We start from the raw sequence: 26,574 nt of genomic DNA, 5'->3' as shown, positions 1-26,574 counted from the left end.
GTCAAGTGTTTTGGGTAGCCGGATTGTCCCCCTATCCTTAATCTGGAATGAATTCGGGTGAGAAACACCTATAGGACGGCCCCGTTTTGGGAGAAAAAGGTAAAGGGCGAGAATCGGAACTTTCCGGAGATAAAGATGGGATCAGAATCAATCGGTTCCTTGCCGATTGCGGTTTTGGTTCTCGACGCAAAGTGGAAGAATTGATTCAGAATAGAAAAGTATTCTTAAACGGAAAATTGGTCCAAGATTTAAGTACTCGAATTCGCCTAGGGAAGGACGAAGTCTTCGTCGGAAATAAAAAAGCGATTCCAAGGCAGGGAACGGTTTTCTTAGCTTTGAATAAACCGCCCGGCTACCTTTGTTCCCACGGGGATCGATTTCATAATCATACGGTCTTTGAATTATTACCGAGCAAGTACGGACAGCTTGCCATCGCCGGTCGCTTAGATTTGGATTCGAGAGGGCTCCTGTTACTTTCCGATGACGGCGAGTTAGTTCACCATGTAAGTCATCCTTCTCATTCTTCCGAAAAGGAATATGAAGTATCCTTGCAGGAATCCATTTCCGTTAGCGAAACAGTACGCAGATTTCGAGAAGGGATTATGGACGAAGGGGAAAATTTAAAGGCCGAATCCGTTGTTGCGGAATCAAAAGGTACCGAAGCCTCCCGATTCAGAATCATTCTCCGTCAAGGGAGAAAGAGACAGATTAGAAGAATGTTCTCGGCGTTAGGGGGAAGGGTGCTGGACCTCCAACGAGTGAGAATCGGAAACTTACGATTGAAAGAACTAGGGATTCGGGAGGGCGAATACACTCTCTTGGATCCGGATCAATGGAGACCATGAACTTTACAAGCTTAGAATTCTTATTTTTCTTCGGCTTCGTTTTCCTAATTTATTGGAATCTTCCCGACCGATTAAAGAGATATTTTCTTGTTTTAGCCTCTTCCTTATTTTACGCCTTCGGTTCTTGGCCGTTCTTGTTTCACCTCTGGGCCGTCATTCTTATTAATTGGATATTTATTCGCTTCTTTCTAAAGAAGAATTGGTTTTTGCCGATTTCTATCGGATTCAACGTTTTGAATCTAGCTTTCTTTAAATACTTCTACTTCTTAACCGATCTTGTCGGCGTTGCATTAGGAATACAGGAGTTACAGAATAAAGCAAGCTTGGATGCTATCGTTTCTAAAGCATTAGGATGGGCGGGCTTTGAAGTAATTTTACCTCTTACGATTAGTTATTACACATTTCAGTTAATTTCGCTTGCGGTGGATAAGAAAAAGGGATTGATTTCGGAGGAGATAACGATTTCCCAAATATCTTCTTACGTACTGCTATTTCCGGTAATGATCGCCGGACCCATTTTAAGATTTTCTGATGTTTCTGCGCAATTCAATTCGCCCAAGATGTCTCCCGGAGATATGGTCGACGGATTATGGTTGGTTTTATTTGGATTATTAAAGAAATCCGTTCTGTCTGTTTTAATGACAGGATCGATCTTTCCTGTTTTCGGAGAGCCGGCTATCTTTTCCGGTTGGGCATTACTTCGTACTATTTACTTTTTTGCCATTTACCTTTACTTGGATTTTTCCGGATTAACGGACCTTGCCAGGGGCCTCGGTCGTTTATTAGGTTTCCGGCTGCCACAAAACTTCAAGGCGCCATTTTTCATGAACGGTTTCGGTGACTTTTGGAGAAGATGGCATTTAACCTTTTCATTCTGGATCCGCGATTATTTATATATACCTCTCGGCGGATCCAGATTGGGAACCTTAAGAACCTGCATTAATTATCTGATCGCTTTCGGTATCGGCGGCTTATGGCATGGGGCCAACACAAACTATTTGCTTTGGGGATTATTCACCGGCGCGTATCTCTCTATCGAACGGGTCTTTAAGGATTCCGGAATAAAGCTTTTTCCGGATATTCCTTACGTGAAGAGAATCGTGACTTATCTTTTCGTTCTGCATATTTATTGCATTTCGTGGATCTTATTCTTCACTCCGACCGTGAGCGCAGCTTTTGACGCCGTTCGACGGATTCTTATATGGGCTCCCGGACAGGACTTTCCGAACGCGGAACCTTGCGTCTTCGCTTTGATCGTTGCGATTTTTTTTCACTGCACCGAAGAATGGCCGGAAAAATTCGAAATCCCGGACCGGATCAAAGCGTTAACTTTACCGCTGGCATGGATTCTGATTTTACTAGCCTTGCCGAACGGTAATGCGGACTTCTTCTACGGACAATTTTGAGAAAAGACTATGAAACGTATTTTTATCTATTATCCCTTTCTCTTTTTACTTTTTCTTTTTTGCGCGGATAAGATTTTCACTCTGGAATATTTTCGCGACTCATTTTATCAGGACGGAAATCCCGTTTACTATTCTCAAAGGAGATCCTTGTTTCAAAGAATGTTAAAGGATCCTAAAATTCAAGAGCGGAATCTGGCGATCGCTTTCGGGGATTCGCGGGCCTACCCGTATTCCGAAAAAGCGCTCGAAGAGAAGATGAAAAAAGATTGGGTTCTTTACAACTTTGCGGGACCGCAAGCCGTTCCGGCGTACGGACTATACTGGTTGAGAAAATCGATTCAGGCCGGAGTTAAGCCGAAAGTGGTCTTTTACGTGGTGAGTCCCGAAGCTTTTGACGATACAAAGGGTTTGATGTACGAACCGTTCTTGCGTCTTGGTGCGGACGAGGAGTTCATTCGCGCTTATTGGAACAATTTCACCTTAGCGGACAAATTGGATCTGCTCAAGGAAAGGATCTTCGCCTACAGAAAAGTGAAGCCAAGCTTCAAACTATTTTGGTCTAGATTGACCTCCGGAGATTTGGACGAGTACGATCCCGTATTTAACGACGAGAGAATCATCCTAGATATGACGAACGGAGAACAAATGGCGTATGCGACTGCGACCAATAATCCGAAGAAGCTCTCGAAGGATGCGATTCGTTTAAAGAGCATCTATCTTTCCGGCTTCGAGGTATCCGACACTCAATTTTTCTTCGTGGAAGAATTCTTAAAACTCAGTAAGGAAAACGGAATCGTCGCTTATATCGTATGGCCCCGCGTGTACGACGGCTATCGAAAAGGATATTACGAATTAGGTCTGGATAAAATTTGGTGGCCAAGAATTCGAGAACTTGCAAATAAATACGACGCGCGTTCCGTCGACATGAATGTCGCAAATTCCTGCGATAAGTATTATGATGCTTCTCATCAGGATATCTTCTGCATAGTCGATCAGATTCGGCTCTTAATGAACGATTATTACGGAAAAAGTAAGCTGCCTAGATAATTCGACCGACTTACTGCTTATCTGTGATATGATTTCGCAATCCGGCCCCGGACATAAAAAAGCCCGCAAATATTGCGGGCTTTAAAGGCTTAGATAGAAGCAGTAGGTTTCACCATTTCAGTTTTTTGGCGTCCTCTAAGAATTTTTCCAATCCGATATCTGTCAGAGGATGTTTGAAGAGTTGTTGATATGCGGAAATCGGCATAGTCGCACAATCGGCTCCACGCAGCGCGGATTCTTTCAAGTGCATAGGACCACGAATCGAGGCGGCTAATATTTTAGTCTCGTAACCGTAGTTATCGTAAATTTCCCGGATCTCCGAAATCAAATCCATTCCGTCCCAAGATGTATCATCAATTCTACCGATAAACGGGGAAATATAAGTTGCACCTGCTTTTGCGGCGAGAAGCGCTTGGGGCGCGGAAAAACATAATGTTACGTTAGTCGGAATTCCCTTTTCAGTCAATTTCACGACGGCTTTTAATCCTTCAGGGATCAAGGGAACTTTGATAACGACGTTTTTAGCGATGGCTATGAGTTCCTCGGCCTCCTTCAGCATTTCCTCGTGCTTAGTTGCAAGAACTTCCGCGCTTACGGGGCCGGGGACGATTGCGCAAATTTCCTTGATCACATCTTTAAAGTTGCGTCCGGATTTTGCGATAAGAGAAGGGTTGGTAGTAACGCCGTCGAGCAGGCCGTACGAGGCAATCTCTTTGATTTCTTCTACGTTTGCCGTATCTAAATATAATTCCACGGGGGGCTCCGATTTCGAAGGATGATCTACTAAGATAGTCGTTTCTATCCCGGCAGAGGGTCAATCCGATTTTAGATGCTGATTGAGGATCTCGGTTAATCGAGAGAATTAAATGCGTATGGAACCTTGCCCTCAGGATTAGGGAATCAAGTCTCTCAAAGTTTTAATTTCTTCGGCAGAGAAGAATTCCTTGTATTCTTTTTCGATCTGAGCCTTCAGTTTAGAACTGAAATAATCGACTCTGCGAGTAAAAGGCTGCTTTTTATAAGCTTCTTTCCATTGAACGACAAATCCGCCCCGCGGAGGAATTTCCTTTTCGTTCGTAAGTTCCCAGATTGCGGCTCCGCCGATTTTTTTTTCGTCCAGAGTTTCCTTCTTAGGTTTGCCGTACTTATTCTCTAGCTTATCTTGCACTTCCTTACCCGGAAGATATCGAAAAGAAACTCCGACGGAGAATAATTTACCCGGTTCATTATGACCTTCTTCCTCGTTTGCAGGGGGAGGAGTCGTTTGAACCTGTTTTTGTTTTGGACGGGAATCTAAGACGATTTTGGGCGTAGAGTAAAAGCGATACACATAAAAGATTCCGTTTCTTCGAATCAGCAGCGATTTCTCCTTATCCTCGTTGATAATCTCTACTTTTTCGCCGCTGTCCGGATTTGTGGCTAAGGAAAGAAATTTTTCCCTGACTTGAGCATAGGTTGATTCCCAAGCTACTTCCGCAAACCCGTCGAGGGTAGGTCGGTTGCCGCCTTGACGATTATTTCGAGACGTATCGTCCCCCGGAAACTGGGCAAATACCCCGAAAATCGGAACAAGAACGAAAACAAAAATCGCAGGTAGAGTAAGCCCTTTCATAATTACCCTATCGGCAAAAGGACCGATTTGTATTAGGAATCTTCCCCGAAATCATCGTCGCGCGCCTCTTGCCGGTCCAACCGAATGCCGCCGAATCGGACCTTTCCGTTCCATCTCAGAATCAGCAGAATTCCTAAAACTGCAATGTTAGGAAGTACGAATAGAAACGCGATTTCGTGATAGAGCCCGTAAACTGCCAAGTTCGAGGCGATTACGGAAACGAAGACTCCGGATAATAAAGGGACTTCTTGAGCCAGAAATCTGGCTAAGAAAGACTCGGGACGGGAATTCGAGGTCGATTTCAGAATTTCCGCGGCTAACGTAGGATAAAACGCCAATAATAAACCCGGCATTAAAAAGGACAAAAAGAAGTAGTTTCCGAACGAGTCCGCATAATGGGGAGCTCCGATAAGCCCGCCGGCCAATGTCCAGATATACGAGACAAATGCGGATAACCCGAAGGAAATCAATCCGAACTGAAGATTTCCTCCGGTTTCGAAAATTTGAAGGATTTTAGAAGGAAGAATTCTGACCCAATCCGTAAGTTCGCTTTTTGCAAACATATCCTTCCCACTTAGGAATAATAATCCGAAGTAATAATCCGCTAAGGATAAGAAAGACAGCGTAAACGCGAAAAAAATTAGATAGAGAAAAAATTCCATTTTAGTGCCGGAAATGCCTCATGCCGGTAAACACCATAATCAAGCCATGTTCATCTGCGGCTCGAATGACTTCTTCATCCCGAATCGAACCGCCCGGCTGAATGATCGCCTTTGCGCCGGCTTTTGCGATCGCATCGATTCCATCCCGGAACGGAAAAAAGGCGTCGCTTGCGACGTAAGATCCTACGACAGAGAGTCCTACATTTAACGCTTTGGTAGCTCCTAATTGGACCGAGTCAACTCTGGACATTTGACCGGCGCCGATTCCTAAAGTGGCATTTTCTTCCGTGTATACGATTGCATTAGACTTAATAAACTTAACCGTGGACCAAGCAAACATCAATCCGCGAATATCTTCCTCGGATGGCTGCTTTTTAGTGACTACTTTTAGATCTTTTTCCGAAATCGTCGCGTAGTCCCGATCTTGTAATAATAATCCATGATGAATCGGTCTCAGGTCCATTTCATCCAGCGCTTCCTGGAAGTTTTCAATCTCTATTAAACGAACATTCGGTTTTTTGGCGAAATAATCCAGAGCTTCCTTTTCGAATTTTTGCGCGATCACTCCTTCCACGAATAATTCGCCTATCAGAGCGGCTAATTCGCCCGTTACCTTTCCTTTGATACCGATGACTCCTCCAAATGCGGAAATCGGATCGGTCCTCTTCGCTAATCGAAATGCCTCCAAAGGATCGTCCGCGTAAGCGATACCGCAGGGATTCAAGTGCTTGATGATGCAAACGGTATTGTCGGGCAATAAAGCGGATATATGAAATGCGGAATCGAAATCCAGCATATTGTTAAAGGAAAGTTCCTTTCCTTGTAGGGGAGAAAATTCGCTCTTCGTAAAGAGGGGTTCATAAAACGCCGCTCCTTGGTGAGGATTTTCTCCGTAACGGAGCTTTTGTTTTTTAGTGAAGGAAAGGTTGAGTATGTCCGGGAATTTTTCTCCGGCGAGTTTATTGAACCAGGAAGAAATCGCGGTATCATACATGCTCGTATGTGAGAATGCCTTTCTCATCAAAAGAAAGGAAGTATCCGCATCAACGGAACCGTCGTTTACGACCATCGACTCTTCCACTGTTTTATAGTCGTTCGGGTCGGTGACAACGATAGTATGTCGATAATTTTTCGCAGCGGATCGAATCATGGACGGCCCGCCGATATCGATATTCTCGATGGCTTCGTCCAATTGTACGCCGGGCTTAGAGACGGTCTTTAAGAACGGATAAAGATTCACGACGACCAGATCGATTTTCGGGATACCAAGCTCTTCCATTTTTCTTTGGTGCTCCGGATTGGAAATTACACCTAAGAGTCCTCCATGCACTTTCGGATGAAGAGTCTTAACGCGACCGTCCAGAATTTCCGGAAAGCCCGTGTAGTCGTCGATTGCAACCGCTTTAATTCCGCTGTCCTGCAGTGCCTTTAGAGTTCCTCCCGTGGAGATGATTTCGACGCCTTTGGAATCGAGATACTTAGCGAAGCCGATGAGACCGGTTTTGTCGCTAACAGAGATGAGTGCGCGGCTTATTTTAATCATGCTAGAGGATGGAGACCTTCCTATTTTTAATGGAGAGCCTATCTTCGCAGAAGAGTTTCACTGCGAGAGGCAGGATTTTATGTTCCTCGTTGAGAATGGCTAGAGTCAATTCTCTTTCCGTCATCTTTGAGTCGATTTTCACGGATCCTTGGAGAATGATCGGTCCCGAATCCACGCCCTCGTCCACAAAATGCGCGGTACACCCGGCAATTTTGACGCCATATTCGAACGCCTGCTTTTGCGCGTTCAATCCTGGGAAAGAGGGTAATAGTGAAGGATGAATATTAATGATTCTGTTCTGAAATCTACGAATGATCTCAGGGCGTAGAATTCTCATATAACCGCAGGCCACGATCAGATCCGGGGAAGCTGAATCCAGGATTTCGAAAAGGGAGGCATGGTAATCTTCCTTTCGAGAAAAAGATTTAAATTCTAATATCTTACCTGGTAGGCCGTATTTTGCCGCAATGCCGATAGCGGGCGCATTTGGATCGTCGGAAAACAGAAACTGAGGAATTCCGGGAATTTTTCGCTTTTTGACCGCCGAAAGGACGGCTTCCAAGTTGGAACCGCGACCGGAGGCTAAAAAAACAAGCTTTTTTCTAGGTTTAGGAAACAGGCTTGCCAAGAATTTTCGCTCAAGATACGCTTAAGAATTATCCACCTACGTTAAGGCGGTCCCGGATTTTGTCGAAGAGTATTTCAGGAGAGACACATGTCACTTGCTAGAAAATCGACGGCCTCTGTCGAACAGTATAAATCGAATGAAATTTCTACTGTTAGTCAGGGACGGCTTATCGTAATGCTTTATGAAGGAGCGATTCGCTTCTTAAATGTGGCGATGGAAAACAATACGCCCCGCAAGTATGATGTGGTTAATAACAATATCCTAAAAGCCCAGGATATTGTTACGGAATTAATGCTAGCTTTGAATTTGGAAGACGGCGGAGAGGTCGCGAATAACCTTCTCGGCATTTACGTTTATGTAAAAAAACGTCTTTTAGAAGCCAATATGCGCAAAGATTCCGAGATTATGAAGGAAATTATCAAATACCTTGAGGATCTTAAAAACGCCTGGGACGAAGTAGAGAAAAAAGAAAAAGGTTCCGTTGTAGCGATGCCGGCTCCAGGTACTCGCAGTTCGGGACTCTCTCTCCAAGGTTAATTCCACAAATTTCCGAACCTAGAGGAAGAGGAAGTTCGCAGTGCCAAAACGGAAGGAAACTAAGCAATTCGATTCTCGAGAGGACTCCTTAACGGAGTTATACGGCCAAAAAATCAAACTGTTGGACGAAGTGATTTCCCTTCAGAAACGGCAGCTTGAGGTTTTAGGCCACGGCGACGGAGAAGCAGCTGCTAGAATCGAAGGGCAGAATGTAACGCTTGTCGAGAACATGTTTTCTCTCGACAGAAAGATAGAACTCTTGGAAGAATCTTCTCCCCAATCCCTGAATATGATTCAGTTAGCGGACGAACTTTTCCGCAAACTGGAAGAGTCTAGAGATCTAAACGAAAAAGTCGGTTCGCTAATGGAACGGATCCTATTCGAATACCAAAAAGAATTGAATCTCGTTCAAACCAATATCCAGTTAAAGAAATTTCTTGCCCAAAGGAAAAGCGGTTGGAAGACGGGGACCTGTTAAGTCGGGCGCTTGATTTTTACGGACTTCCCAAAAAATACAACGAAGACTTAGTCCGATCTAGGTTTAGAGAATTATCCAGAAAATACCATCCTGATTCCGGTGAATTCGAAAGCGATGTTCTGTTTAAGGAGCTCGTAAATTTGCGGGACGTCTTACTCGAGTCATTAGCTAAACAAGAGGAATCACATTCCTATTCCCGCAAAGAGGGCGGAAAAGAGGATATGGACGGTTTCCTAACGTATAAAGTCGCTAAACAAATAGCCGCCGACGCTTTGGAGGAATATTTTAAAAAGACGGAAGGAAATCCCGTTTTTTTAAATCCTGAGGAAAACTCCGAACTCAGAAAGTTAAGAATAAACTTAATGGAAGCGAAGACGGCGTTACAGGAGTTCATACGGAACTTTCCGACTAGCATCTGGAGGTCCGATGCGGAAGAAACACTAAAGCGTATAGGAGTTTGGTTTCGATCCTAATTCAATTAAGGAACGACGACCGTATTGGAAGGTAAAGAGAATACGAAAACGTCCTTAGCAGTTCCCCCCACCAAATTTAATGCAATTACGGAAGATCGCAGAGTTATATATTGTCCGCTCGAAATAGTCGTAACGATCTTGCAGACTCGATTCGCGTTTTGCGATGAACCACTTGGAACCGGAGCTAACGGTCCGGCGGTCGGACTAACTTCAATGGAATATTCGATCGGTTGGTTCGGAATCAAGTTGAGCGGTAGCTGGCAGGGAACTCCTTGGGAAAAATTCGACGGGTTCCTGGAAGAAAACGAAGTACTTCCGCTAAATAAGGTATATCCATTGAAGAGAAATTCGGCATTACCGGCACGTAAGCGAATTTCATACCCCGTGGCAATAGGAGTGATTGCGATAATCGTTGGGGGAGCGGTTACTATAGGGGTATTCGAATAATTTCTAGAACAATCCGTAATTGCGACGAAAAGGCAGAGGAGTGGAAGAATTGCCGACCGGATCGTTACGGTATTTTTGTTCATTATGTGCGGATATATTCCGCCCAACCGAATTTTTCGGCCAATTGGTCGGATACGGAAAACAGTGGGATACGCCTTCTGTTTGTCGACCGATTTTCGGGAAGTTCCCACTTCAATTCGTGAAGCAGCTTATTGCCTTTCTTGGTATTGCAATCCCGGCAAGCAGTCACTAGATTTTCCCAAGTATGATATTCGGCGGGTTTCCGCTCCTTAGCAATCTCTTCCCAACGACTTTTCGGTATCACATGATCTAACGTGAGTCTGGAAGTAGGGAGCTTCCTTCTACAATACACGCATTCGTAATTGTCTCGTAGAAAAATATTTTCTCTCGAGAGTTTGTGTCGTTTTCTCGGAACTTTATAATAATCCGTGAGAAGGATAATTCTAGGCGCTGATAGTTTTAATTTTTCGGAACGAATTAGAAGATTTTTTTCATCTTTGATTAATTCGGCTTTATTAAGAAGAAGAAGAACAATTGCATCCCTTACCGTACGAATGGCAACCGGAACGTAGGTTGCGTTCAGCACCAAGACCGGCTGACCGAGGACGTCCATATCTAACCAGACAATAGTAAAACAGGAAAGAATGTCGAGTAAAACTATTGCCTCGCGGCGAGTTTCTTTTTGATGTAAAAGATTGCCAGAGCGATAATCAGAACGGCTCCCACGATTCCGAAGACAGTAGCTTGCCCCTGATGCATCCAATGTCTTAGAGTGTCTAAATTACTTGCCCCGTAGTGCCCCAAATAAACCCATATCGGTACCGAAATGGCGGCTGCAATGAAGTCTAAAGTTAAAAAGCGAAAGAATGAAATTCGATCCGAAGTACCCGCGGTCAAATAAATCGGCATGCGAAGGCCCGGCATGAATCTACCCATAAAGACGACCCAATTGCCGTACTGAGAAAATTTTTCCTGAACTTTCTCGAATCGCTCGGGAGTAATGTATCGAGCGATGAACGGAATCTGTAAAACGCGAACCCCGTAAATTCTTCCCAGCAGGAACACTGTCCCGTCCCCGAATAAAACTCCAGCCATTCCGACTGCAAACATGATATGCTCATTTGCATATCCTAGACCGGCGATCACTCCGCCTGAAACTAGAGACACGTCTTCTGGAATAGGAAGACCGAATCCGCAGAGGAGTAGCGTGGCAAAAACGGCTATATAAGCGAAACCCTGGCCGAAGCCTGAGAAGAAATCTACTAAAATTGCGAGAAAATCCATGAGCGTATGTAAGACTTCCAGGTTGAGGGAATTCCAACCAATGAAATCCGCAGGGGGGAAAAGAGGACAGAAAAAAATAGAATTCCGGAATTCCGAATAGTTCGCCGGGCAATTGTTCAAATGTTTGGCTTGCTGCAGGCTTATCTATGTCAGATTTTGGCATGAAGTGCTTCGTGATCGACTCGCCATATCTGAGCTGGAAAATTCCTTGTTATGCGAATACGCCGTTCACCATGATCGAACGGGAGGAAGAGAATATCCTGAGGAAGAACATTCCTATCGACTCCCGTTTCAGCGTGATCGAGATAGGGTCGTGCATTCGAGTGCGTTTAAGAGACTTCAATATAAAACTCAGGTCTTCGTTTATTCTGTAGGAGAAAATTACAGGAATAGATTAACCCATACTCTTGAAGTTGCGGGAATTTCCCGTACGATCGCCGCGGCATTGGGTCTGAATTCTTTACTAGCGGAGACGATTGCTCTCGCGCACGACTTAGGTCACACTCCTTTCGGTCATGCTGGACAAGATATGCTCGCGGAACTAATGTCCGTCTCGGGCGGTTTTGAACATAATAAGCAATCGATACGGATCGTAAGATATCTGGAAACTCGATATCCTGAATTTCCCGGATTAAATCTTTCCATCGAAACTTTAAAGGGACTAATGAAACATGGAGCCGAATATTCCACTTCATCTCTCGGATTGGAAAGAAAACAGGAAGGCCCCAGTCTAGAAGCACAGTGCGCCGATCTCGCCGACGAAGTCGCCTATACAAATCATGATATCGAAGACGGCTTAGAGATGGACTATCTTCGTTTGCAAGAGTTGGAGGAGATTTCGCTTTGGAAGGAAACGAGTCGAAAAACTAAAGAGCATTATCCGAACGCAAACGAGAAAGTCCGGATTCGAACGACGATTCGAGAGCTGACCAACGGCATGGTTTCTCACATTATCGAAATCGTTCATCGTCGTCTTCTTGAGTATAAAATTAAAAACCGGAACGATTTAAATAGAGTTTACGCGGAAGGCAAAAAAATCATCGGATTCGATTTAGAGTTCGGAGAAAAAGTCAGAGAGCTGAAATCCTTTTTATATAGAACCTTATACAGGCACCCTTCAGTCATTAAGACGAGCGATCAAGGAAGGGATATGATAGCGGTGCTCTTTAAATACTTTCAGCAGCACCCGAAAGAAATTCCCGAGACTTACAGGATACGAATCGAATCCGAAGGATTGGATAGAAGTGTTTGCGACTTTGTGGCTGGAATGACGGATCGATACGCAGAGACGGTCTTTAAGGATCTTCGCTAGTAGAGAGACCTTAAGAAAATGTAGGTCTCGGTTTTACCCGTAATAAAATGCTCCGGCGGATATATACGCTTATACGCGCTCAATGATTGTCGCTACGGCTTGCCCACCCGCGATACAGAGCGTAATTAAGGCGGTGGAAAGATTCCTTCTCTCCAATTCATCTAACGCAGTTCCTAATAATATCGCTCCCGTCGCACCCAGCGGATGCCCTAGGGCGATCGATCCGCCATTTACATTGACTCGGTCAGGATCTATTTTTAAAGCTCGCATGATCTGTAATGGGACCGCGGCGAATGCCTCGTTGATTTCCCAAAGATCGATATTCGAAATCGACATTCCGGATGTCGATAGAACTTTTTTTATAGCCGGCGTAGGGGCGGTCAGCATGATCACCGGTTCGCTCCCAGCCGTCGCGATTGCGCGGATTCTTGCTCTCGGCTTTAATCCATGCGCTTTCGTAAATGTTTCCGAGGCCAATAAAACTGCCGCAGCGCCGTCAGACAATGCGCTTGAATTTCCGGCCGTATGAAGGTATTTGATTTCAGGTATTTCCGAATACTTGGACAAGGCGATTTGATCCCAAGTTTTTCCGATCGGTTCTTGTACTGTCTTGCCTACTTCCGTGAAAGACGGTGGAAGTGCGAGTAGACCCTCCAACGTGGTATCGGGTCTTAGAATTTCATCTTTATGTAATATGATTTCACCGGTTTCTGAATTCCTAACAGGGAATAAACTTTTTTCGAAATAACCTGCCGATTGTGCATTTGCGGCCTTTTTTTGACTCGCCAACGAGAAACTGTCCAGCTCTTCCCTCGAAAAATTCTCGATCGTAGCAATTAGGTCTGCGCTAATTCCTTGGGGAACTTGATAGATTCTTTTACGAAGATGCTGGTTCCATCCGTCGGTTCCGCCTCCATCGGCGTTTAAGGGATATCTAGACATGCTTTCAACGCCGCCGCCGATCATTACGTGCTGCATTCCCGACAAAATAGAAGCTGCAGCAAAATTGACCGCTTGCAAACCGGAACCGCAAAAACGATTTAAAGTAACCCCCGTTACCGTTTCGGGGAAGCCCGCGGAAAGAACCGCGTTTCGGGCAATATTGGCTCCCTGTTCTTCCACCTGAGAAACGCAGCCGACGATTACATCTTCGACTTCCGAATTTGGAATGCCCGACAATTCGGTAAGATGAGAGAGAGTTTGGGCCAATAATTCTTGCGGATGCAGTTTATTGAGAGCTCCTTTTCCTGCCTTTCCTTTTCCTCTAGGAGTCCTGATCGTATCTATGATAAACGTGTTTTCCATTTATGTTCTCCTCTATCTGCATTCCTAATCGTAGGCAAAAATTAAAATTTCATTAACTAAAGTTGAATTTTCTCAGAACGTTGAATATTCCATTTAGCTTATTCGTTTGATGGACGGACCTGACATATTGTAGGCTTCCTTGCAACGTAGAGTAAATGCATTCGGCCTGTTCCAGCGGAGTTCCGTAGGATCGGATCGATCCATCCGACCGTCCCTCCTTCAGAACTTTGGAAAGCCATTGAATTTTCTGATCCTGAAAATTCTCGTAACTCAGCTTAAGCGATTTAGGCAAGGAATCCAAATCAAGACCGAACGCGCCGCCGGGACAGATTCTATCTCCCTTTCCGGGTATTTTTGAGAACATTCTAAAGAATTCTTCAACCTTCTCTTTGGGCGTTAATTTCCTTTTTTCAAGCTGAGCGGCCCAGGATTCGAAATTTTCGGAATACGATTTTAGCAATTCTTTACCTAAATCGGCCTTCGAAGGGTAGTGATAATGAATACTCGCTTTCTTAAGCTTCAATTTATCCGAAATATCCTGATAGCTAAACGAATGAAATCCTTTCGTCTGCACTAGAGATTTTGATAATTTAAGAATTTCCTCTTTTGTGTCGGGTTGCGCGCTCATAGAGTAAATATACCTACTAGTAGGTAGGTAAGTCAAACAAAAAAACTCTGAAAGTCGGATTAAAGAAAGAATTTGCGATTGAATCAGGAGTTTTTAGCATCTCTGCAGAAAGGATAGAAATGCAGAATTTAATTCTAGAATATGAGGTCCAGTCCGCTTTGCTTAGTTCGAATCTTTTACTACCGGGATTTTCGGGAATAAGAATCGGGTGGAAATTTGTTAAATGCTGAATCAAAGTGATTTAAGGACTTCCAAGAAAGCTTTGATCAAATCATCCACTTCTTCTTCCGTCGTGAAACTTCCCGTTGAAATTCGTACGGCTCGAAGCGCTTCTTCTTTCGTATAACCCATTTCCAATAAGGAAGGCGCAGGCTCTCTTGATCTTGATTTGCAAGAGGATCCGGTAGAAAGAGCAAAACCTCGTTCTTCCATACCCATCATAAAGAAATCCAAATCTTCCGTGGGCAAAATGCAGAAGGTTGTGGAAGGAAGTCTCGGAGAAGATTCCGCGACAATTTCCACTCGCGCCTCTTTTAGAGCGGATTCGATTTTCGCTCTAAATTGCAGTAATCTAATATTTCGTTCTTCCATTAAGGAAAATTGAAGTTTTGCGGCTTCCGCGAGCGCGATAATAGAGGGTGAATTCTCGGTCCCTGCTCGGAATCCATTCTCTTGGTTTCCGCCTTTAAATAAGCCGGCCTTGGCGGATAGATTAGGATCGAACCAAAGTACGGACGTACCCAGGCCGCCGCCGATTTTGTGCCCGGAAAAAGTAAAGCCGCTTAGAACTTCGAACGGAACCGAGATCTTTCCGAAAGATTGCATCGTGTCCGAGAATAATCTCTCTCCGAATTTTTCGCATAATCGTCCGATTTCTTGGAGGGGCTGAACGACCCCGCTTTCATTTCCTGCATGTATAATGAAAACCGGACCCGGTTGTACCGTTAACTTTTCCTCAATTTCTCGCAGAGAAACGAGTCCAGATTTGTTGCCTGAAAATTTTTCATACCGGATTCCCGCGTTTTCCATCGCTTCATAAAAAGAGGAATGTTCGTATGGGGATAGATAAGCGACAGTCTTGACGAGCGACTTCGCCCGGATCGCGAGAAGATAGTTCGCCTCCGTTCCAGTGGAGCAGAATACGAAACCCTTCGTATCCTTTCCCGAGAGTTTTCCTAGAGTTTTTCGAGCTTCCTCTATCTTACCCTGCCTTCCGAGGGAAAAACGTGTCGGGCCGGAGGGATTAAAGAAATCTTCCTCGTACTCGTTTATGACGGTTACTAGTAAACCCGGATAGGGAGGATGGGTCGCATTATAATCGAAATATTTAATTCTTTTCATCGAACAGATCGTCCGCTTCTTCGTATCGCCCTTTTCTCCGAAGTACATACTGGAGTAACTTCTTCCGATCTTCTATCAAGTCGTCGTAGCCGGACCGGTCACTTCTATATTCCGGGTCGACCGTATACAATTCGGTCTGTAATCCGTCCAACTCCTTGAGCGATTGGTCCCAAGCATTTTGATAGAGCAAGCAACGAACTCTCATTAACTTAGACTGAAAGCGCATGCCTAGTTCGGTTTTCCGAGATTGATAAACGGATTCGAAAAGATCCCCGGCCCGTTTGCGATAAGAATCTTCACGTTCACCGAGTCGATAATAGAGTTCTGCAGTTCGATAGAGATTCGAAAAGAATATTTTTTGTCCTTCCTCGTCGGAAGGATCGCAAGGTATCACCGCGATTGCGGAAGGTCCCCAATATTTGGCTTCAGGCGGAATATTCCGTTTTGCACAGGAAAAATACAGCATACGCGTATGAAGCGAAATGGATTCTTCCGGAGAAAGGGAGGACCCAGGACGACCCGTTCTGCTCCGGAGTAATTCCAAGGTTCGTAAAAGTAATTTTTTATATTGATTTGCCGAAAGGGAGGTTCGCTCCGGATAATCCTCTGCGAAAACGATCGGAGACGAATTCGATTCCGTAATTGCCTGCCAAATTCGTATTTCTCTAGGAAGTTCCGGTTCGCTAACGCTGGTTTCATCGGCGGCGCAGCTGAATCGGAAGAAATTTAGGATTTTCTTCCACCATGGGATCGGATCTTTTTTCCTGATTTTGATCTTTTCGAAGACCATTTCCTCTATGCTCAATAGGGATTGAAAATGAGCTAGCAAGGCTTCTTCCGGTCGGCAAGCCGCGAATGCAGTAAGTCGAATCTTTTCGAGCAGACTTTTGCCCGATATTTGCGGCCTACTTGTACCGAAGGTTATCTGGTTCGGTGCAGTGTTGTACCCGTCAAACGGATTATAATTTAAAGCCCTTTTATAATAATCCAAAGATTCCAGAACTGTCGGCGAAAATTCTTTCCAATATTCGCTAGGATCGATTCTTCCCTGGCGCGGGCTTTTCGAATCGCTATCCGATAATTTTTGGAGAGTCCAACCTTTTTGTTCGGCTTCCATCCAGGATGGAATTCTAAAAATATCGTCTACGCCGAACTTTCCTAAATCCATGGCTCGGTAACAAGCCTCAGACATTTTATCAAGTTGCAGATAATGTTCGACTCCCCGAAACTCTTTCTTTTCGTTCAGGAATCCGTCCCCCTTTTCTTGCAATTTTAAAGAAAGACCGGGGTTCAAAACGGGGGGATCCAGCCAGAGTGAGATGTCCCGCAAAATTTCGTATCTGCGGGGAAAAACCCAGACCGCCACAATGGTCCAAATGAATAGTAGGGTAAGGAAAAGTTTTTTCTTTTCTCGCAGAATACTGAGCAATTTCTTTCCTTCAGTTCAGGGAAAATTCGTTCGACGCCGCCGATCCCCCGCGTAGACTGAGCGGGGAGGAAATGCTGCGTCCTTCTTCCCAAGCTTATACACGTCCGGGGATTATGAAACTAGCAAGCACTATTCCTATCTTACTCCTAACTGCAAATGCCTTCTTTTCCCTTCTCGGTGCACCGATCGATTCCGGGCAGAAACTTCTATGTCGAGACGTGGATTCATCCGGACGAACTAGGTCGGTATGGCCCTCCTTTTTTCTATCGATGGCATTAGATATCCTGAACGAATCTAGACGACTCGAAGGAAGGGAGAGAGGCGAGAGGACGCTCAAGGCGCTGGCAGAATTCGAAAAATACGTTCGTTGTTCCGAGGCAGTCGGTAATTCAGTTTCGGCGGTTGCAAGATGGAACAAAGCGATGGCACACTATTCCATCGGTCAGCTCAAGGAGGCATTGCAGGAAGCGGATCTTGCGGAAAAAAGCGATCCGAATTTTAAGGAAAGCTATATTTTAAAAGCGAGCATCTTTTACGAACAGGCGGAGTATCAGAAAACCAGCGATTATTTGGAGGAAAACCTAAGTCGCTTTCCGATGGACTCCTACGTTTATTATCTGCTCAGTTCATCCAATATCGCGATTCAAAATAACGCGAAGTCGATTTTATATCTAACCTCCTTGAACGATGCTATCGAGAAGAAAGAAGGGAATCCGAAATATAAGGAATTCGTATCCTTATCTCTCGGCAAGATCTACTTCGCTCAAGGGCAAAATTCCAAAGCCTATTTTTATCTATCTAGTTATTTGCAGCAGAAGCCGGAGGCTTGGGAGATTCGATTCCTTTTAGCCGGAGTTCTGAATCAATTAGGAAAGTTCTCCCAGGCAAAGAAAGAACTCTTGAGAATCCTTGCTCAAGTGAAGGGCAATTCCTCCGTTGAGATGATGTTGGGAGAAATGTATTTCGTAGAAAGCCGCTCTATGTCGTCGGCTTATTTCGAGGAACTTAAGAAAAACGGAAAGTTATATAAAGGATCCGTGCTCTACGGTTTGTATTGTGTGCTCACTTCCCGCTATGAAGAAGCGAAAAAAATTATTTATCCGATGCGGGAAAAATATCCGCGGAGACTTTGGGTCAGGCTTGCGGTTTTGGAGATTCTAAAGCATCAACCGGACTTAAAGGGAGAAGTCTATTCCAAGGAACTTGTGGAAACAGCCGAAATCGCATTACAGTCTCAGCTTTGGAATCTTTCCGAAACATTGATGCAAGAATCGATCGACATAGCGAGTAAGGACGGAAGTCCGAAATCGGTATTGGCAAGTCGTTACAATTTTCTCGCGACCATCTACGAACAGTCAGGCTCGGTATACCGGGCTATCGTTGCCATTCGCAAATCCATCGAACTATCCGAATCTTCCGATGAAGTTCGAAAATATCGCCTTCATCTAGCTTTTTTACTAAGAGGAAAACCTCCGGGAAAGGCAAAAGAGGCGGAACAGATAACGAAAGAGATTATAAAGGAAGATCCGAAGAATTCGTACGCGCATTATCTACTAGGCGTGATTCTTTCTCAGGCGGAAGATTTTTCGGGAAGCCAAGGCGCTTTTGAAGAAGCGATTCAATTGGATCCGAAGACTGCCATCTATTATTTCTATCGTGCGATTTCCCTCGAGAAACTCGGAAAGATACAGGAAATGGAACTGGATTTACGCAAGTCTATGGATTTGGATCCGGAGAATCCGATTGCTTATAATTATTTAGGATATTATCTATCCGAATCGGGAAATCGATTGGATGAGGCCTTTTCATTGATCAGAAAAGCGGTCGAGTTGGCGCCCGATAACGAAGCGTACCAAGATAGTCTTGGATGGATTTATTATAAACGCGGAATGTTAGACGACGCATTATTGCATTTGAATTTAGCCTATCAAATTCTTCAGGAAAAAAATGAAAGCGATCCGACGATCTGTGAACATTTAGGAGACTTACATTTCGAACGCGGAGAACTTGGAGACTCGAGAATCTATTGGGAAAAATCGGGTAAGCTGTTTCAAAAGAAAGACGACAGGGCAAGAATCCGGGAAAAACTGGAGAGGCTAAGAATGAAACCGGTTAAGATTAAACCCTAAAAACGGAATTCGAATCGTGAGGAAAAAGTTTGGAATCAAATAAAAAAATGACTCGCTCCGTTCAATCGTTTTGCTTATTCGTATTATTAAGTTTCGGTAGTTGTGTTAGCCCTGAAATCGAAGAAATCGCATTTCCTTTACGTGGAAAACTTACCTTTCTGAGCGCTAAGTCTAAGGAAGGTGCGAAGTTTCTGGACGAAGTTAGAAAGCTGGAAGATGCCGGTTCTTCTTACACCGGCGACTTCGAAATTCGAATTCAGAATTTCGTTCCTAAAAAGGATATTTTCTCATTAAACGGAAAGATCTATTATGATAAACCTTCCGGGAAGATGCAGATCGAATTAACGGATCGTCTTTTTGGAATCAGCGTTTCAAAAGTATATACCGATGGTGAATTGATTCGAATCAAAACCGCTACTCAGGACAAAATTCATGAGCAACCGATGGATGATATTATTATCGCCGACCCGAATGGCGGAAAACAAACGGTCGTTCCATTTCCCGTCATATATCATCTTTTATCAAATCGAAACGTAAAGCTATTCCAACCCGATAGAACGCTCGTCCATCCTAAGGAAGGAATCATCTTGGTTCGTAAATCGGGAGAAGAATGGACTTATTACGTAACGGATAAGGGAATTGCAACCGTTGAATGGAATTCAAGCCGTAAGAATGTGAAAGCGCTAACGAGCGTTCAAGGAACCGTCGAATTCCCGCCAAAATTGACTCTAACTCGAATCGTCTCTAGGGAAGACGGAAGCGATCAAAATCGAATTGAAATTAAGATGAAACGGACAAGCCGAACTGAAAATATCGCTAGTTCGTTGTTCGGATTTTAGAATAAGAAGGTCGGGTGAAAATGATCGAAGTCGAAAAAAACGGGCACATCCTCGAATTGTATATAAAAACTAACGACGCAAATTCGCTTGGAGTGGATTTCTTTCGAACGTTAAGCGAAACCATGCAGACGGTCGAAAGCGATCGAAGTGTAAAAGCGATTTTGCTTTCCGGACGGAACGATAAATTTTTCTCCAACGGTTTCAATCCGGAAATCTTTATCGGAAAAGAACTCCATGAAATTAAAGCCGTACTAAAAGAAGCGTTAGGAGCCTGTGGAAAGGTCTTATTTTCCAGTCGACCGGTCGTTTGCGCAATGAACGGGCATTCGATGGGTGTTGGCGCGGTTCTCGCGATTTTTTCCGACTACCGTATCCTTGTCGAAAAGAAGGGGAGAATCGGTTTTCCCGAAGCTCTTATCGGTCTAAATTTTCCATCCACTTCCGGATATATATTAAAAGAATTGGTCGGAATCAAAGCCGCTCGGGATCTTCTTTATTCCGGACGCGGACTAAAATCCGACGAGGCCGTAGCCATTGGCTTAGTGGAAGAATCGGCTACTTCCGAAGAATTGATTCCTAGGGCGAGAAAATGGTGCGATCAATTCGCAAATATGGCGATTGAATCCGTCATTGGAATCAAAGTATCCTTACGCGACTCGCAACGATTGGTGGCAGACCAACTGCAGTCTCGAGACATCGATTTGCTGGCAGGTGCCGTTCATGCAAAAAACGGGCAAGAAGGTATGAGATCCATTCTGGAAAAAAGGCGACCTGTCTTCACTTGATATACGAATCCGATTCGAGTTGATTCTCAATTCTTCGTTCGACTCGGATCCGTATTCATCGAAAATGAAACCGAATTTAGGAATGAAATACTTTTCCAGGATTCAGAATTTCCTTCTTATCCACCGATTTTTTTAACGCATTCAATCCTTCGAGTCCTACCGGTCCTAACGCCTTTTCATACCAAGGCTTATGATCTATTCCCACGCCGTGGTGATGACTGATCGGAGCATTATGAGCGGTAAATGCATCCGACACTTTCTTTTTCATGCGAATCCATTGTTCTTCGGGCTTTTTCTCATCCATCGGAAATAGAATCGTATAATATAGACATGCGCCTTCGTGGTAGCTGTGCGATAAATGGCACATTGCGATCGAACCCGGTATTGCAGTTTGCAACGCTTCGAGACCTCCGGTGTGTAAAGACTCTACCCGTTCATATGTGGTAGAGGTTTCCATCGTATCCACGCCTAATCCATACAACATAATATGGTTCCTAAGATACGGCATATTGTAGCGGCCATGAATCCAATTTTGTCCTAATTTTTCACCCGCGTATAAGGCTCCGAATTTCTTCCAAATATGCTTTAACCCAGAAAACGAATGATCTACTTCGGATTTAGAACCGTCTAACCCGACTAAAACCACACATTTGCTTTGGCCGAGCCCTTTGAATTCGAGCACTTTATTTTGGATCCAAGTCTTAATCAATCGATTCGGTGTTCGTTTTTTACCGATTTCCCCTAAAATCTCGTACAATCGAGTTTCATTCGCGTCAGAAAGTCGCAGCATAGAAGTCTTAATTTCTTCGTGATTGGTTGTCCGAATAAAACCTAACGCAGCTTTGATATTAGGGAATACTAAACCGAAATATTTTCGAGTCTCGGGAATTTTATGAATTTTGACGGTTGCTTCCGTGATGATTCCGAGTAGTCCTTCGCTTCCTGCAATTATATGATTCCAATCGGGCCCGGTAGAGTAGGCCGGCGCTCTCAGAGTCTCTACTATTCCCGAAGGAGTGACTAATTTTACAGAAGTTAATATCTCCTCGATTTTGCCGTACCGATTAGACTGTTGACCGGCGCTTCTTGCGGCAATCCATCCACCTAAGGTTGAATACTCGAAAGATTGAGGAAAATGACCTAATGTGTATCCTTTTAGATTCAAGGCATATTCTAGTTTCGGTCCGTAGATTCCGGATTGATAGGTTGCGGTCAGACTTTCGGGGTCAAGCGAGAGGAATTGGTCCATCCGTGTAGTGTCTAAGGAAATAACGGCTTTATGACCTTTCCCTTTAATGACTTCTACGCCACCGACAACCGATGAGCCGCCGCCGAACGGGATTACGGTGATTTTATTTCGAGAACAGAATTCTAAGATTTTGGCGACTTCGCTCTCTTTACTCGGATAAGCGACTCCATCCACGAATGTTCGAAGAGTATTGCGATGTAAGCGCAATACATCGTAAAAACTTTTTCCTGCAGAGTGAAAGATTCGTTCGTATCGATCGGTTCTAATATTATTTTTTCCCACAATGGCGGAAAGTTGCCTGATGTCTGCGGTCCCGAGCTTCGATGCCGAGAGCTTGATTTCTTCCAAAGTAGCCGAAGGCGTTTCCCGAATCCTGTCGATTCGAAACTCATTTTGCAACAGTTTGAGAATTTCCGGCATCTGCCCTTTTCGGAAGAAATCTTGGTCGTTTGCACCCCAGGCGTTCCACCTAAGATTGGTTCGAGAATAATCAATGTTTGCATTCAGTTCGTGATAAAACATTTTCCGGTCAGCTCCGACATGGAAGGAATTCCCATCCAGAAAATACCGGAAATGCGGAAGAGCAACGGAAAAATAAACTCGATATACGAAAACTCGCTCTTTAAAGAAAATTAATTGAAAAGGAATGATCCATAGAAGGAAGAATTCAGGGATTTATTTCAGGATTTACGTTGTTCTAATAATTGGCGAAGATTCTGGATTTTCGGATTGCCGGGCATAAGTTCTGAAGCTTCCGCCAACAATTTACCGGCTCTCATTCGATTTCCTAACAAGCGATACGTGTCGGCGAGATTGATTAGGTTGCGCACATGAGAAGGCATTCTGACGCGAAAGCGTTCTCCGTATTCGGATGCTCGTTCTAACGCGTCATTGTCTCGTGAAACGGCATAAACTTTTTTCCAAAGAAGAGAGGTTTGAAAAAAGAGCTCGGATTCCGAAGGATCCCAGTCCAAGGCAGTTTCGGCCCAAATTGCGGCTTCTCTGGTCCGCCCCAATTTATCGTACAAGCGAGAGAGTGCCTTGGCTATTTTCGGAGAAAGCCCCTGCCAAACGCCGGAATCTTTCGGTAGAGATTCCTCCAATATGTGAATGGCTTCGGCGTAATCTTGGTTTTTAAATGCCGCATCCGCTTTTAATAAAACCTGCGAATCGTCCGCTTTATACGGATCGCGGCTCGGACGATAGGCGAGGGATAATAAGCTAAGGTCGTCGGATAATTTTCCCTTGCTCGAAAGGGATCTGCGAATCCTTTCAAGGTCGCCTTGACTTTCCTCTACGCAATGAAGGAACTGTGTCTCGTCCTCGTTGATGGTTCGTTTACCGGAAAAATTCTCTTCGAGTATAAGATCGTCTTTTCCGTCCGAACCGCAAAAAACGATATCGTTCGGTCTTAATTTAAAGGTTTGCACCGAAATCTTCGAGTTTAGAATTTCCGAAATTCCTAATTTTCGCATATTCGAATCCGTTCCAAGAAAGGAGGCTTTTCCATCCCTGTAAAGGACCGGCCATGGGTGTTCCGCATTTACAAAGTAAAGAGTGCCGGTTCCAAGGTCGACAAGACCTAAAACCGCCGAAACTAACATAAATCCGTCGAAGGTCTCGAAGACATTCTGTAGATCTAAAAATCCTTCCTTTAGCCAACGCTCCGGCGATCTGGACTGGATTTCAGGAGAAAGGCGAGAACGACTGATAATCGAATTGAAGACGGATCCTAAAACGAGAGCCCCGCCTGCGCCTTGGACCGATTTTCCCATAGCATCGCCGTTGATAAACGCAGTGTATTTTTTTCCTCGTAACGGAATCTCATATGCGCTTATATAATCTCCGCCGATCTCATATTCCTTTCCTCGAAAGCTGAATTTCTTGTATTGATCGAATAGAAATTGAACGTTGAGAGGCGATTCTACTGTGATTTCTTTTTTCAAAAGGGGAGTGAGTAATAGAGCGGTGAGAAAATAATCGCCGTCCTGTCTTTCTTTTAGAGCCTGAATTTGATCCATCTTTTCGGAAATTTCGCGATTCTTTTCTACGATTTTAAAATTACCGACGAATGTAGCAAATCGGTACTTTTCCACGATAATCGAAAAGACAATCGCGACAGAATACGCGATGCCTAAGTTTTGCATGGAGTAGGCGGCTTGCGGAGTATTCAACGGCGGGGAATAAAGAATAACCGCGGCGACGAAAAGTAAGGCGGAAGCTCCGTACAATAGAAAAGATACTCTTCTCGGAATGGGTAAGAAGACGATGATCAGCACTGCAATCTGCAAACCCGAAACGTAGTTGGGATCGTCGGCGATTCTCCCCGTAAAGAAAGAGCATGAGAGTAAAAAATACGACGCGAATACGTACGCAAATTCTAAGCCGTACTTTCGAATCGGAATTTTAAATACAGATCCCAGAAGAAAGAGCGCGAGAGAAAGTAGGCTGACTAAAGAAAGTCCGATCCGAAAATAGACAAGCTCCGGAAATTCCGGATGCAGCTTTTGATCGGTTCCCAGGGCAAATCCTAACCAGACAAAAATTCCGAGAATCGCTCCCGGATATTGCAGAGTCATGACTTGTCGATTCAGGTCTTGTTTATATTCGCGCTCAAAGGTAGTTCGATCCGGATCGGGTTCGAAAATAGCAAGAAAGTCAACCCACAAGGCTCGGATTTTTCTGAGAAGATTCTGAGGAGATGTCATATGATATGATGAACCGTGTTCGGTTGTTATCCGAGCTTATCCTTACCTAGTTGCAAATCTTTCGGAGTGATTCAACATTTTAATTTAACTCGAAGCGTCTTGCATTTTAACAATTCCGTAAATCGTTGACCAATCCAATCAAAACCGCTAGTTTGGGGAAACCTATGGTCAATACCCGCGCTTCTCGTTCAAAATCCGCAAAAGCTGAGCTTTCTTCTCACGTTTATGACACTCTGATCATAGGAGGGGGAATTACCGGAGCGACATTGCTTTGGGATGCCACCCTTAGAGGACTAAGAGCGCTACTTGTGGAAAAAAATGACTTCGCGTCGGGAACTAGCCAGGCTACATCAAAGCTCATTCACGGCGGCTTGCGGTATTTGAAGAACGCGGAATTTGCTCTAGTTAGAGAATCACTTCGGGAAAGAAGAATTCTTGCAAAGATCAGTCCTCACGCGGTAAAAACCTTGGGCTTTCTCGTTCCAGTTTACTCTCTGGCCGAAAAACTAGTGTTAGCTGCCGGGATGCGGATGTATGACGCATTCTCATTCGATAGAAATAGGGAAATCTCCCCCGATCGATGGATTCCTAAATTTAGGTTCTTAAGTAAGGAAGAGACTCTTATCGAATCGCCTTCCTTACCGAAAGAGGGATTGAAAGGGGCATACTTATACTACGATTACCAAAATATAAATCCGGAACGTCATACTTGCGAGTTTATTTTCTCGGCGCAGCGAAACGGCGGCGAGGCTTATAATTACACCGAGCTTGTGGCGCTTAGCAAACAGCAAGAAGCGTATCAGGCTATTCTTTTGGATAAGCGAAGCGGTAAGAAATTACCGGTTTTTGCAAAGACGGTCGTCAATGCCGCCGGACCTTGGGCGGATTTTATAGAGTCGCTTGCCGGAGTCGGAATGGATAAGGTTCTAGTAAGGTCAAAAGGAATTCATATCGTGACTCGCGCCATTTCCGGTTCAAAAGCGCTAGTACTGAAAAAGAAAGATAAAACTCATATGTTCGTGCTCCCTTGGCGGGGGAAGACCATTATCGGAACGACTGATACGGTTTATCAGGATTCGCCGGATAAATTCAAGGTCACGAAGGATGATATCCGAGGTCTACTTGAGGAAATTAATTACGCTTACGGTTATACGGAATTAAAAGAAACCGATGTGGATTTTTTCTACGGAGGAATGCGGCCTCTCGTGGAAGACCCCGGAGAAACCTCGGATACATATAATGCCTCTCGGAAAACGGAAATTATCCATCATAGAGATCAGGGATTTCCCGGATTTTTTACGGCTCTCGGAGGAAAATATACGACCAGCCGAGGACTTGCGGAAAAGATCACGGACCAGTTATGCGATTATCTACCCGGAACCTATTTGCCTTGTGAGACGAATTTCGTTCCTTTGATTTCCGGCGAATTTTCCGATCTTGCTTCTCTGATTCACGGTTTAGCGAACAAGTTTCCAAAAATTAGCGGAGAAGTCTTGGAAACGGTTGCGAATCGTTACGGTAGTGTATCTTATGAAATTCTTCAAAATGCCAAGCCAGGAGAGCCGTTTGCAGTTTTAGCGAACGGGGAAAAATTATATATATCCGAAATTCGATACATTGCAAAGGGAGAATCGATCCGAAAGGCCAGCGATTTCTTCTTTCATCGGTCCGGGGCGGGAGTGCCTGGATTACCTTCTGCGGAAAATCTAGAATTCATTATAGACGAACTTGGAAAATCTTTGGGTTGGAGCCAGGCTCAGAAAAAATCCGAAAAAGCGGGGGTTGTCGGTAGATTTCAAGTAAATTAAAGGCGATTTACAAAACTAAGATTCACCGTCTTAAAGTCATAGATTGAATACGATTTCC

General features: G+C 44.4%; 25 protein-coding genes. 11 read left to right on the top strand and 14 right to left on the bottom strand.

Annotated features, from left to right (window positions below):
• Positions 1-86 precede the first annotated feature (86 nt).
• The 3 genes from LEP1GSC058_RS02535 to LEP1GSC058_RS02525 are packed head-to-tail and all read left to right on the top strand — an operon-like array spanning position 87 to position 3,298.
• Entirely contained in the window at positions 87-845 is a 759-nt protein-coding gene (locus tag LEP1GSC058_RS02535; RefSeq protein WP_016547794.1) for a pseudouridine synthase, read from the top strand.
• Positions 842-2,251 (top strand): MBOAT family O-acyltransferase, encoded by a 1,410-nt coding sequence (locus LEP1GSC058_RS02530; RefSeq protein WP_016548052.1) that lies wholly within the window; start codon positions 842-844, stop codon positions 2,249-2,251. Before LEP1GSC058_RS02535 ends, LEP1GSC058_RS02530 begins: the two co-directional genes overlap by 4 nt.
• A 9-nt stretch (positions 2,252-2,260) precedes the next feature.
• Positions 2,261-3,298, top strand: a complete 1,038-nt coding sequence (locus LEP1GSC058_RS02525; RefSeq protein ID WP_016547939.1) for a DUF1574 domain-containing protein — start codon at positions 2,261-2,263, stop codon at positions 3,296-3,298.
• A 109-nt stretch (positions 3,299-3,407) separates the two neighbouring features.
• Here the strand turns inward: LEP1GSC058_RS02525 and fsa are convergent, their stop codons facing one another.
• The 5 genes from fsa to purN all read right to left on the bottom strand — a co-directional run bounded on the left by fsa (position 3,408) and on the right by purN (position 7,743).
• Positions 3,408-4,052: a fructose-6-phosphate aldolase gene (fsa, locus tag LEP1GSC058_RS02520; RefSeq protein WP_016547927.1), complete on the bottom strand. Its 645-nt coding sequence runs from the start codon at positions 4,050-4,052 to the stop codon at positions 3,408-3,410.
• Positions 4,053-4,190: 138 nt separating this feature from the next.
• Entirely contained in the window at positions 4,191-4,910 is a 720-nt protein-coding gene (locus tag LEP1GSC058_RS02515; protein ID WP_016547867.1) for a hypothetical protein, read from the bottom strand.
• 32 nt (positions 4,911-4,942) lie between these two features.
• A complete protein-coding gene (locus LEP1GSC058_RS02510; protein WP_016548263.1) occupies positions 4,943-5,572 on the bottom strand; it encodes a hypothetical protein in 630 nt (209 codons plus the stop codon).
• 1 nt (position 5,573) lies between these two features.
• Positions 5,574-7,115 (bottom strand): bifunctional phosphoribosylaminoimidazolecarboxamide formyltransferase/IMP cyclohydrolase, encoded by a 1,542-nt coding sequence (gene purH / locus LEP1GSC058_RS02505; protein WP_016548225.1) that lies wholly within the window; start codon positions 7,113-7,115, stop codon positions 5,574-5,576.
• A gap of 1 nt (position 7,116) precedes the next feature.
• On the bottom strand, positions 7,117-7,743 hold the full coding sequence (purN, locus tag LEP1GSC058_RS02500) for a phosphoribosylglycinamide formyltransferase (RefSeq protein WP_016548222.1): 627 nt from the start codon (positions 7,741-7,743) through the stop codon (positions 7,117-7,119).
• Positions 7,744-7,830: 87 nt separating this feature from the next.
• Here purN and fliS point away from each other — a divergent pair, with 87 nt between their 5' ends.
• From fliS to LEP1GSC058_RS02485, 3 genes are read left to right on the top strand one after another with little or no spacing between them, the layout of a single operon-like run.
• Complete coding sequence (gene fliS, locus LEP1GSC058_RS02495) at positions 7,831-8,280, top strand: flagellar export chaperone FliS (protein WP_016548144.1); 450 nt, start codon at positions 7,831-7,833, stop codon at positions 8,278-8,280.
• Between the two features lie 40 nt (positions 8,281-8,320).
• Positions 8,321-8,758 carry a hypothetical protein gene (locus LEP1GSC058_RS02490; protein WP_016548093.1) on the top strand — a complete coding sequence of 146 codons (438 nt, stop codon included), beginning with the start codon at positions 8,321-8,323 and terminating at the stop codon, positions 8,756-8,758.
• Entirely contained in the window at positions 8,737-9,231 is a 495-nt protein-coding gene (locus LEP1GSC058_RS02485) for a DnaJ domain protein (RefSeq protein WP_016547908.1), read from the top strand. The genes LEP1GSC058_RS02490 and LEP1GSC058_RS02485 overlap by 22 nt, the downstream gene beginning before the upstream one ends.
• 5 nt (positions 9,232-9,236) lie before the next feature.
• Here LEP1GSC058_RS02485 and LEP1GSC058_RS02480 read toward each other — a convergent pair whose 3' ends face one another.
• From LEP1GSC058_RS02480 to LEP1GSC058_RS02470, 3 genes are read right to left on the bottom strand one after another with little or no spacing between them, the layout of a single operon-like run.
• The gene (locus LEP1GSC058_RS02480) at positions 9,237-9,761 is read right to left on the bottom strand and encodes an LIC11661 family lipoprotein (protein WP_016548105.1); all 525 of its coding nucleotides are present in this window, start codon (positions 9,759-9,761) and stop codon (positions 9,237-9,239) included.
• Complete coding sequence (locus LEP1GSC058_RS02475; protein ID WP_016548286.1) at positions 9,761-10,312, bottom strand: HNH endonuclease; 552 nt, start codon at positions 10,310-10,312, stop codon at positions 9,761-9,763. Before LEP1GSC058_RS02475 ends, LEP1GSC058_RS02480 begins: the two co-directional genes overlap by 1 nt.
• A gap of 44 nt (positions 10,313-10,356) precedes the next feature.
• A complete protein-coding gene (locus tag LEP1GSC058_RS02470) occupies positions 10,357-10,983 on the bottom strand; it encodes a DedA family protein (RefSeq protein WP_016548156.1) in 627 nt (208 codons plus the stop codon).
• Between the two features lie 187 nt (positions 10,984-11,170).
• On the opposite strand from LEP1GSC058_RS02470, the gene LEP1GSC058_RS02465 reads away from it, so the two are divergent.
• Complete coding sequence (locus LEP1GSC058_RS02465) at positions 11,171-12,295, top strand: deoxyguanosinetriphosphate triphosphohydrolase (protein ID WP_039947974.1); 1,125 nt, start codon at positions 11,171-11,173, stop codon at positions 12,293-12,295.
• A gap of 69 nt (positions 12,296-12,364) precedes the next feature.
• Here the strand turns inward: LEP1GSC058_RS02465 and LEP1GSC058_RS02460 are convergent, their stop codons facing one another.
• The 4 genes from LEP1GSC058_RS02460 to LEP1GSC058_RS02440 form a co-directional block, all read right to left on the bottom strand.
• Positions 12,365-13,600: an acetyl-CoA C-acetyltransferase gene (locus tag LEP1GSC058_RS02460; protein WP_016548050.1), complete on the bottom strand. Its 1,236-nt coding sequence runs from the start codon at positions 13,598-13,600 to the stop codon at positions 12,365-12,367.
• 52 nt (positions 13,601-13,652) lie between these two features.
• Complete coding sequence (locus LEP1GSC058_RS02455; RefSeq protein WP_016547990.1) at positions 13,653-14,228, bottom strand: TetR/AcrR family transcriptional regulator; 576 nt, start codon at positions 14,226-14,228, stop codon at positions 13,653-13,655.
• 231 nt (positions 14,229-14,459) lie between these two features.
• On the bottom strand, positions 14,460-15,569 hold the full coding sequence (locus LEP1GSC058_RS02445) for a cysteine desulfurase family protein (RefSeq protein ID WP_016547937.1): 1,110 nt from the start codon (positions 15,567-15,569) through the stop codon (positions 14,460-14,462).
• A complete protein-coding gene (locus tag LEP1GSC058_RS02440) occupies positions 15,556-16,998 on the bottom strand; it encodes a hypothetical protein (RefSeq protein WP_016547906.1) in 1,443 nt (480 codons plus the stop codon). The genes LEP1GSC058_RS02445 and LEP1GSC058_RS02440 overlap by 14 nt, the downstream gene beginning before the upstream one ends.
• A 113-nt stretch (positions 16,999-17,111) precedes the next feature.
• On the opposite strand from LEP1GSC058_RS02440, the gene LEP1GSC058_RS02435 reads away from it, so the two are divergent.
• The 3 genes from LEP1GSC058_RS02435 to LEP1GSC058_RS02425 are packed head-to-tail and all read left to right on the top strand — an operon-like array spanning position 17,112 to position 20,751.
• Entirely contained in the window at positions 17,112-19,127 is a 2,016-nt protein-coding gene (locus LEP1GSC058_RS02435) for a tetratricopeptide repeat protein (RefSeq protein WP_039947973.1), read from the top strand.
• A 47-nt stretch (positions 19,128-19,174) separates the two neighbouring features.
• Positions 19,175-19,966 carry a hypothetical protein gene (locus LEP1GSC058_RS02430; protein WP_039947972.1) on the top strand — a complete coding sequence of 264 codons (792 nt, stop codon included), beginning with the start codon at positions 19,175-19,177 and terminating at the stop codon, positions 19,964-19,966.
• A 20-nt stretch (positions 19,967-19,986) separates the two neighbouring features.
• On the top strand, positions 19,987-20,751 hold the full coding sequence (locus LEP1GSC058_RS02425) for an enoyl-CoA hydratase/isomerase family protein (RefSeq protein WP_039947929.1): 765 nt from the start codon (positions 19,987-19,989) through the stop codon (positions 20,749-20,751).
• Between the two features lie 76 nt (positions 20,752-20,827).
• Here LEP1GSC058_RS02425 and LEP1GSC058_RS02420 read toward each other — a convergent pair whose 3' ends face one another.
• Together LEP1GSC058_RS02420 and LEP1GSC058_RS02415 are read right to left on the bottom strand one after the other, a co-directional pair.
• The gene (locus LEP1GSC058_RS02420) at positions 20,828-22,522 is read right to left on the bottom strand and encodes an FAD-binding oxidoreductase (protein WP_016548115.1); all 1,695 of its coding nucleotides are present in this window, start codon (positions 22,520-22,522) and stop codon (positions 20,828-20,830) included.
• Positions 22,523-22,680: 158 nt separating this feature from the next.
• Complete coding sequence (locus LEP1GSC058_RS02415; protein WP_016548174.1) at positions 22,681-24,708, bottom strand: SpoIIE family protein phosphatase; 2,028 nt, start codon at positions 24,706-24,708, stop codon at positions 22,681-22,683.
• 164 nt (positions 24,709-24,872) lie between these two features.
• On the opposite strand from LEP1GSC058_RS02415, the gene LEP1GSC058_RS02410 reads away from it, so the two are divergent.
• Entirely contained in the window at positions 24,873-26,516 is a 1,644-nt protein-coding gene (locus tag LEP1GSC058_RS02410; protein ID WP_016548028.1) for a glycerol-3-phosphate dehydrogenase/oxidase, read from the top strand.
• Positions 26,517-26,574 lie beyond the last annotated feature (58 nt).

The organism is Leptospira fainei serovar Hurstbridge str. BUT 6 (genome assembly GCF_000306235.2).
GTDB lineage: Bacteria > Spirochaetota > Leptospiria > Leptospirales > Leptospiraceae > Leptospira_B > Leptospira_B fainei.
This window is presented reverse-complemented; position numbering and strand designations above follow the sequence as displayed.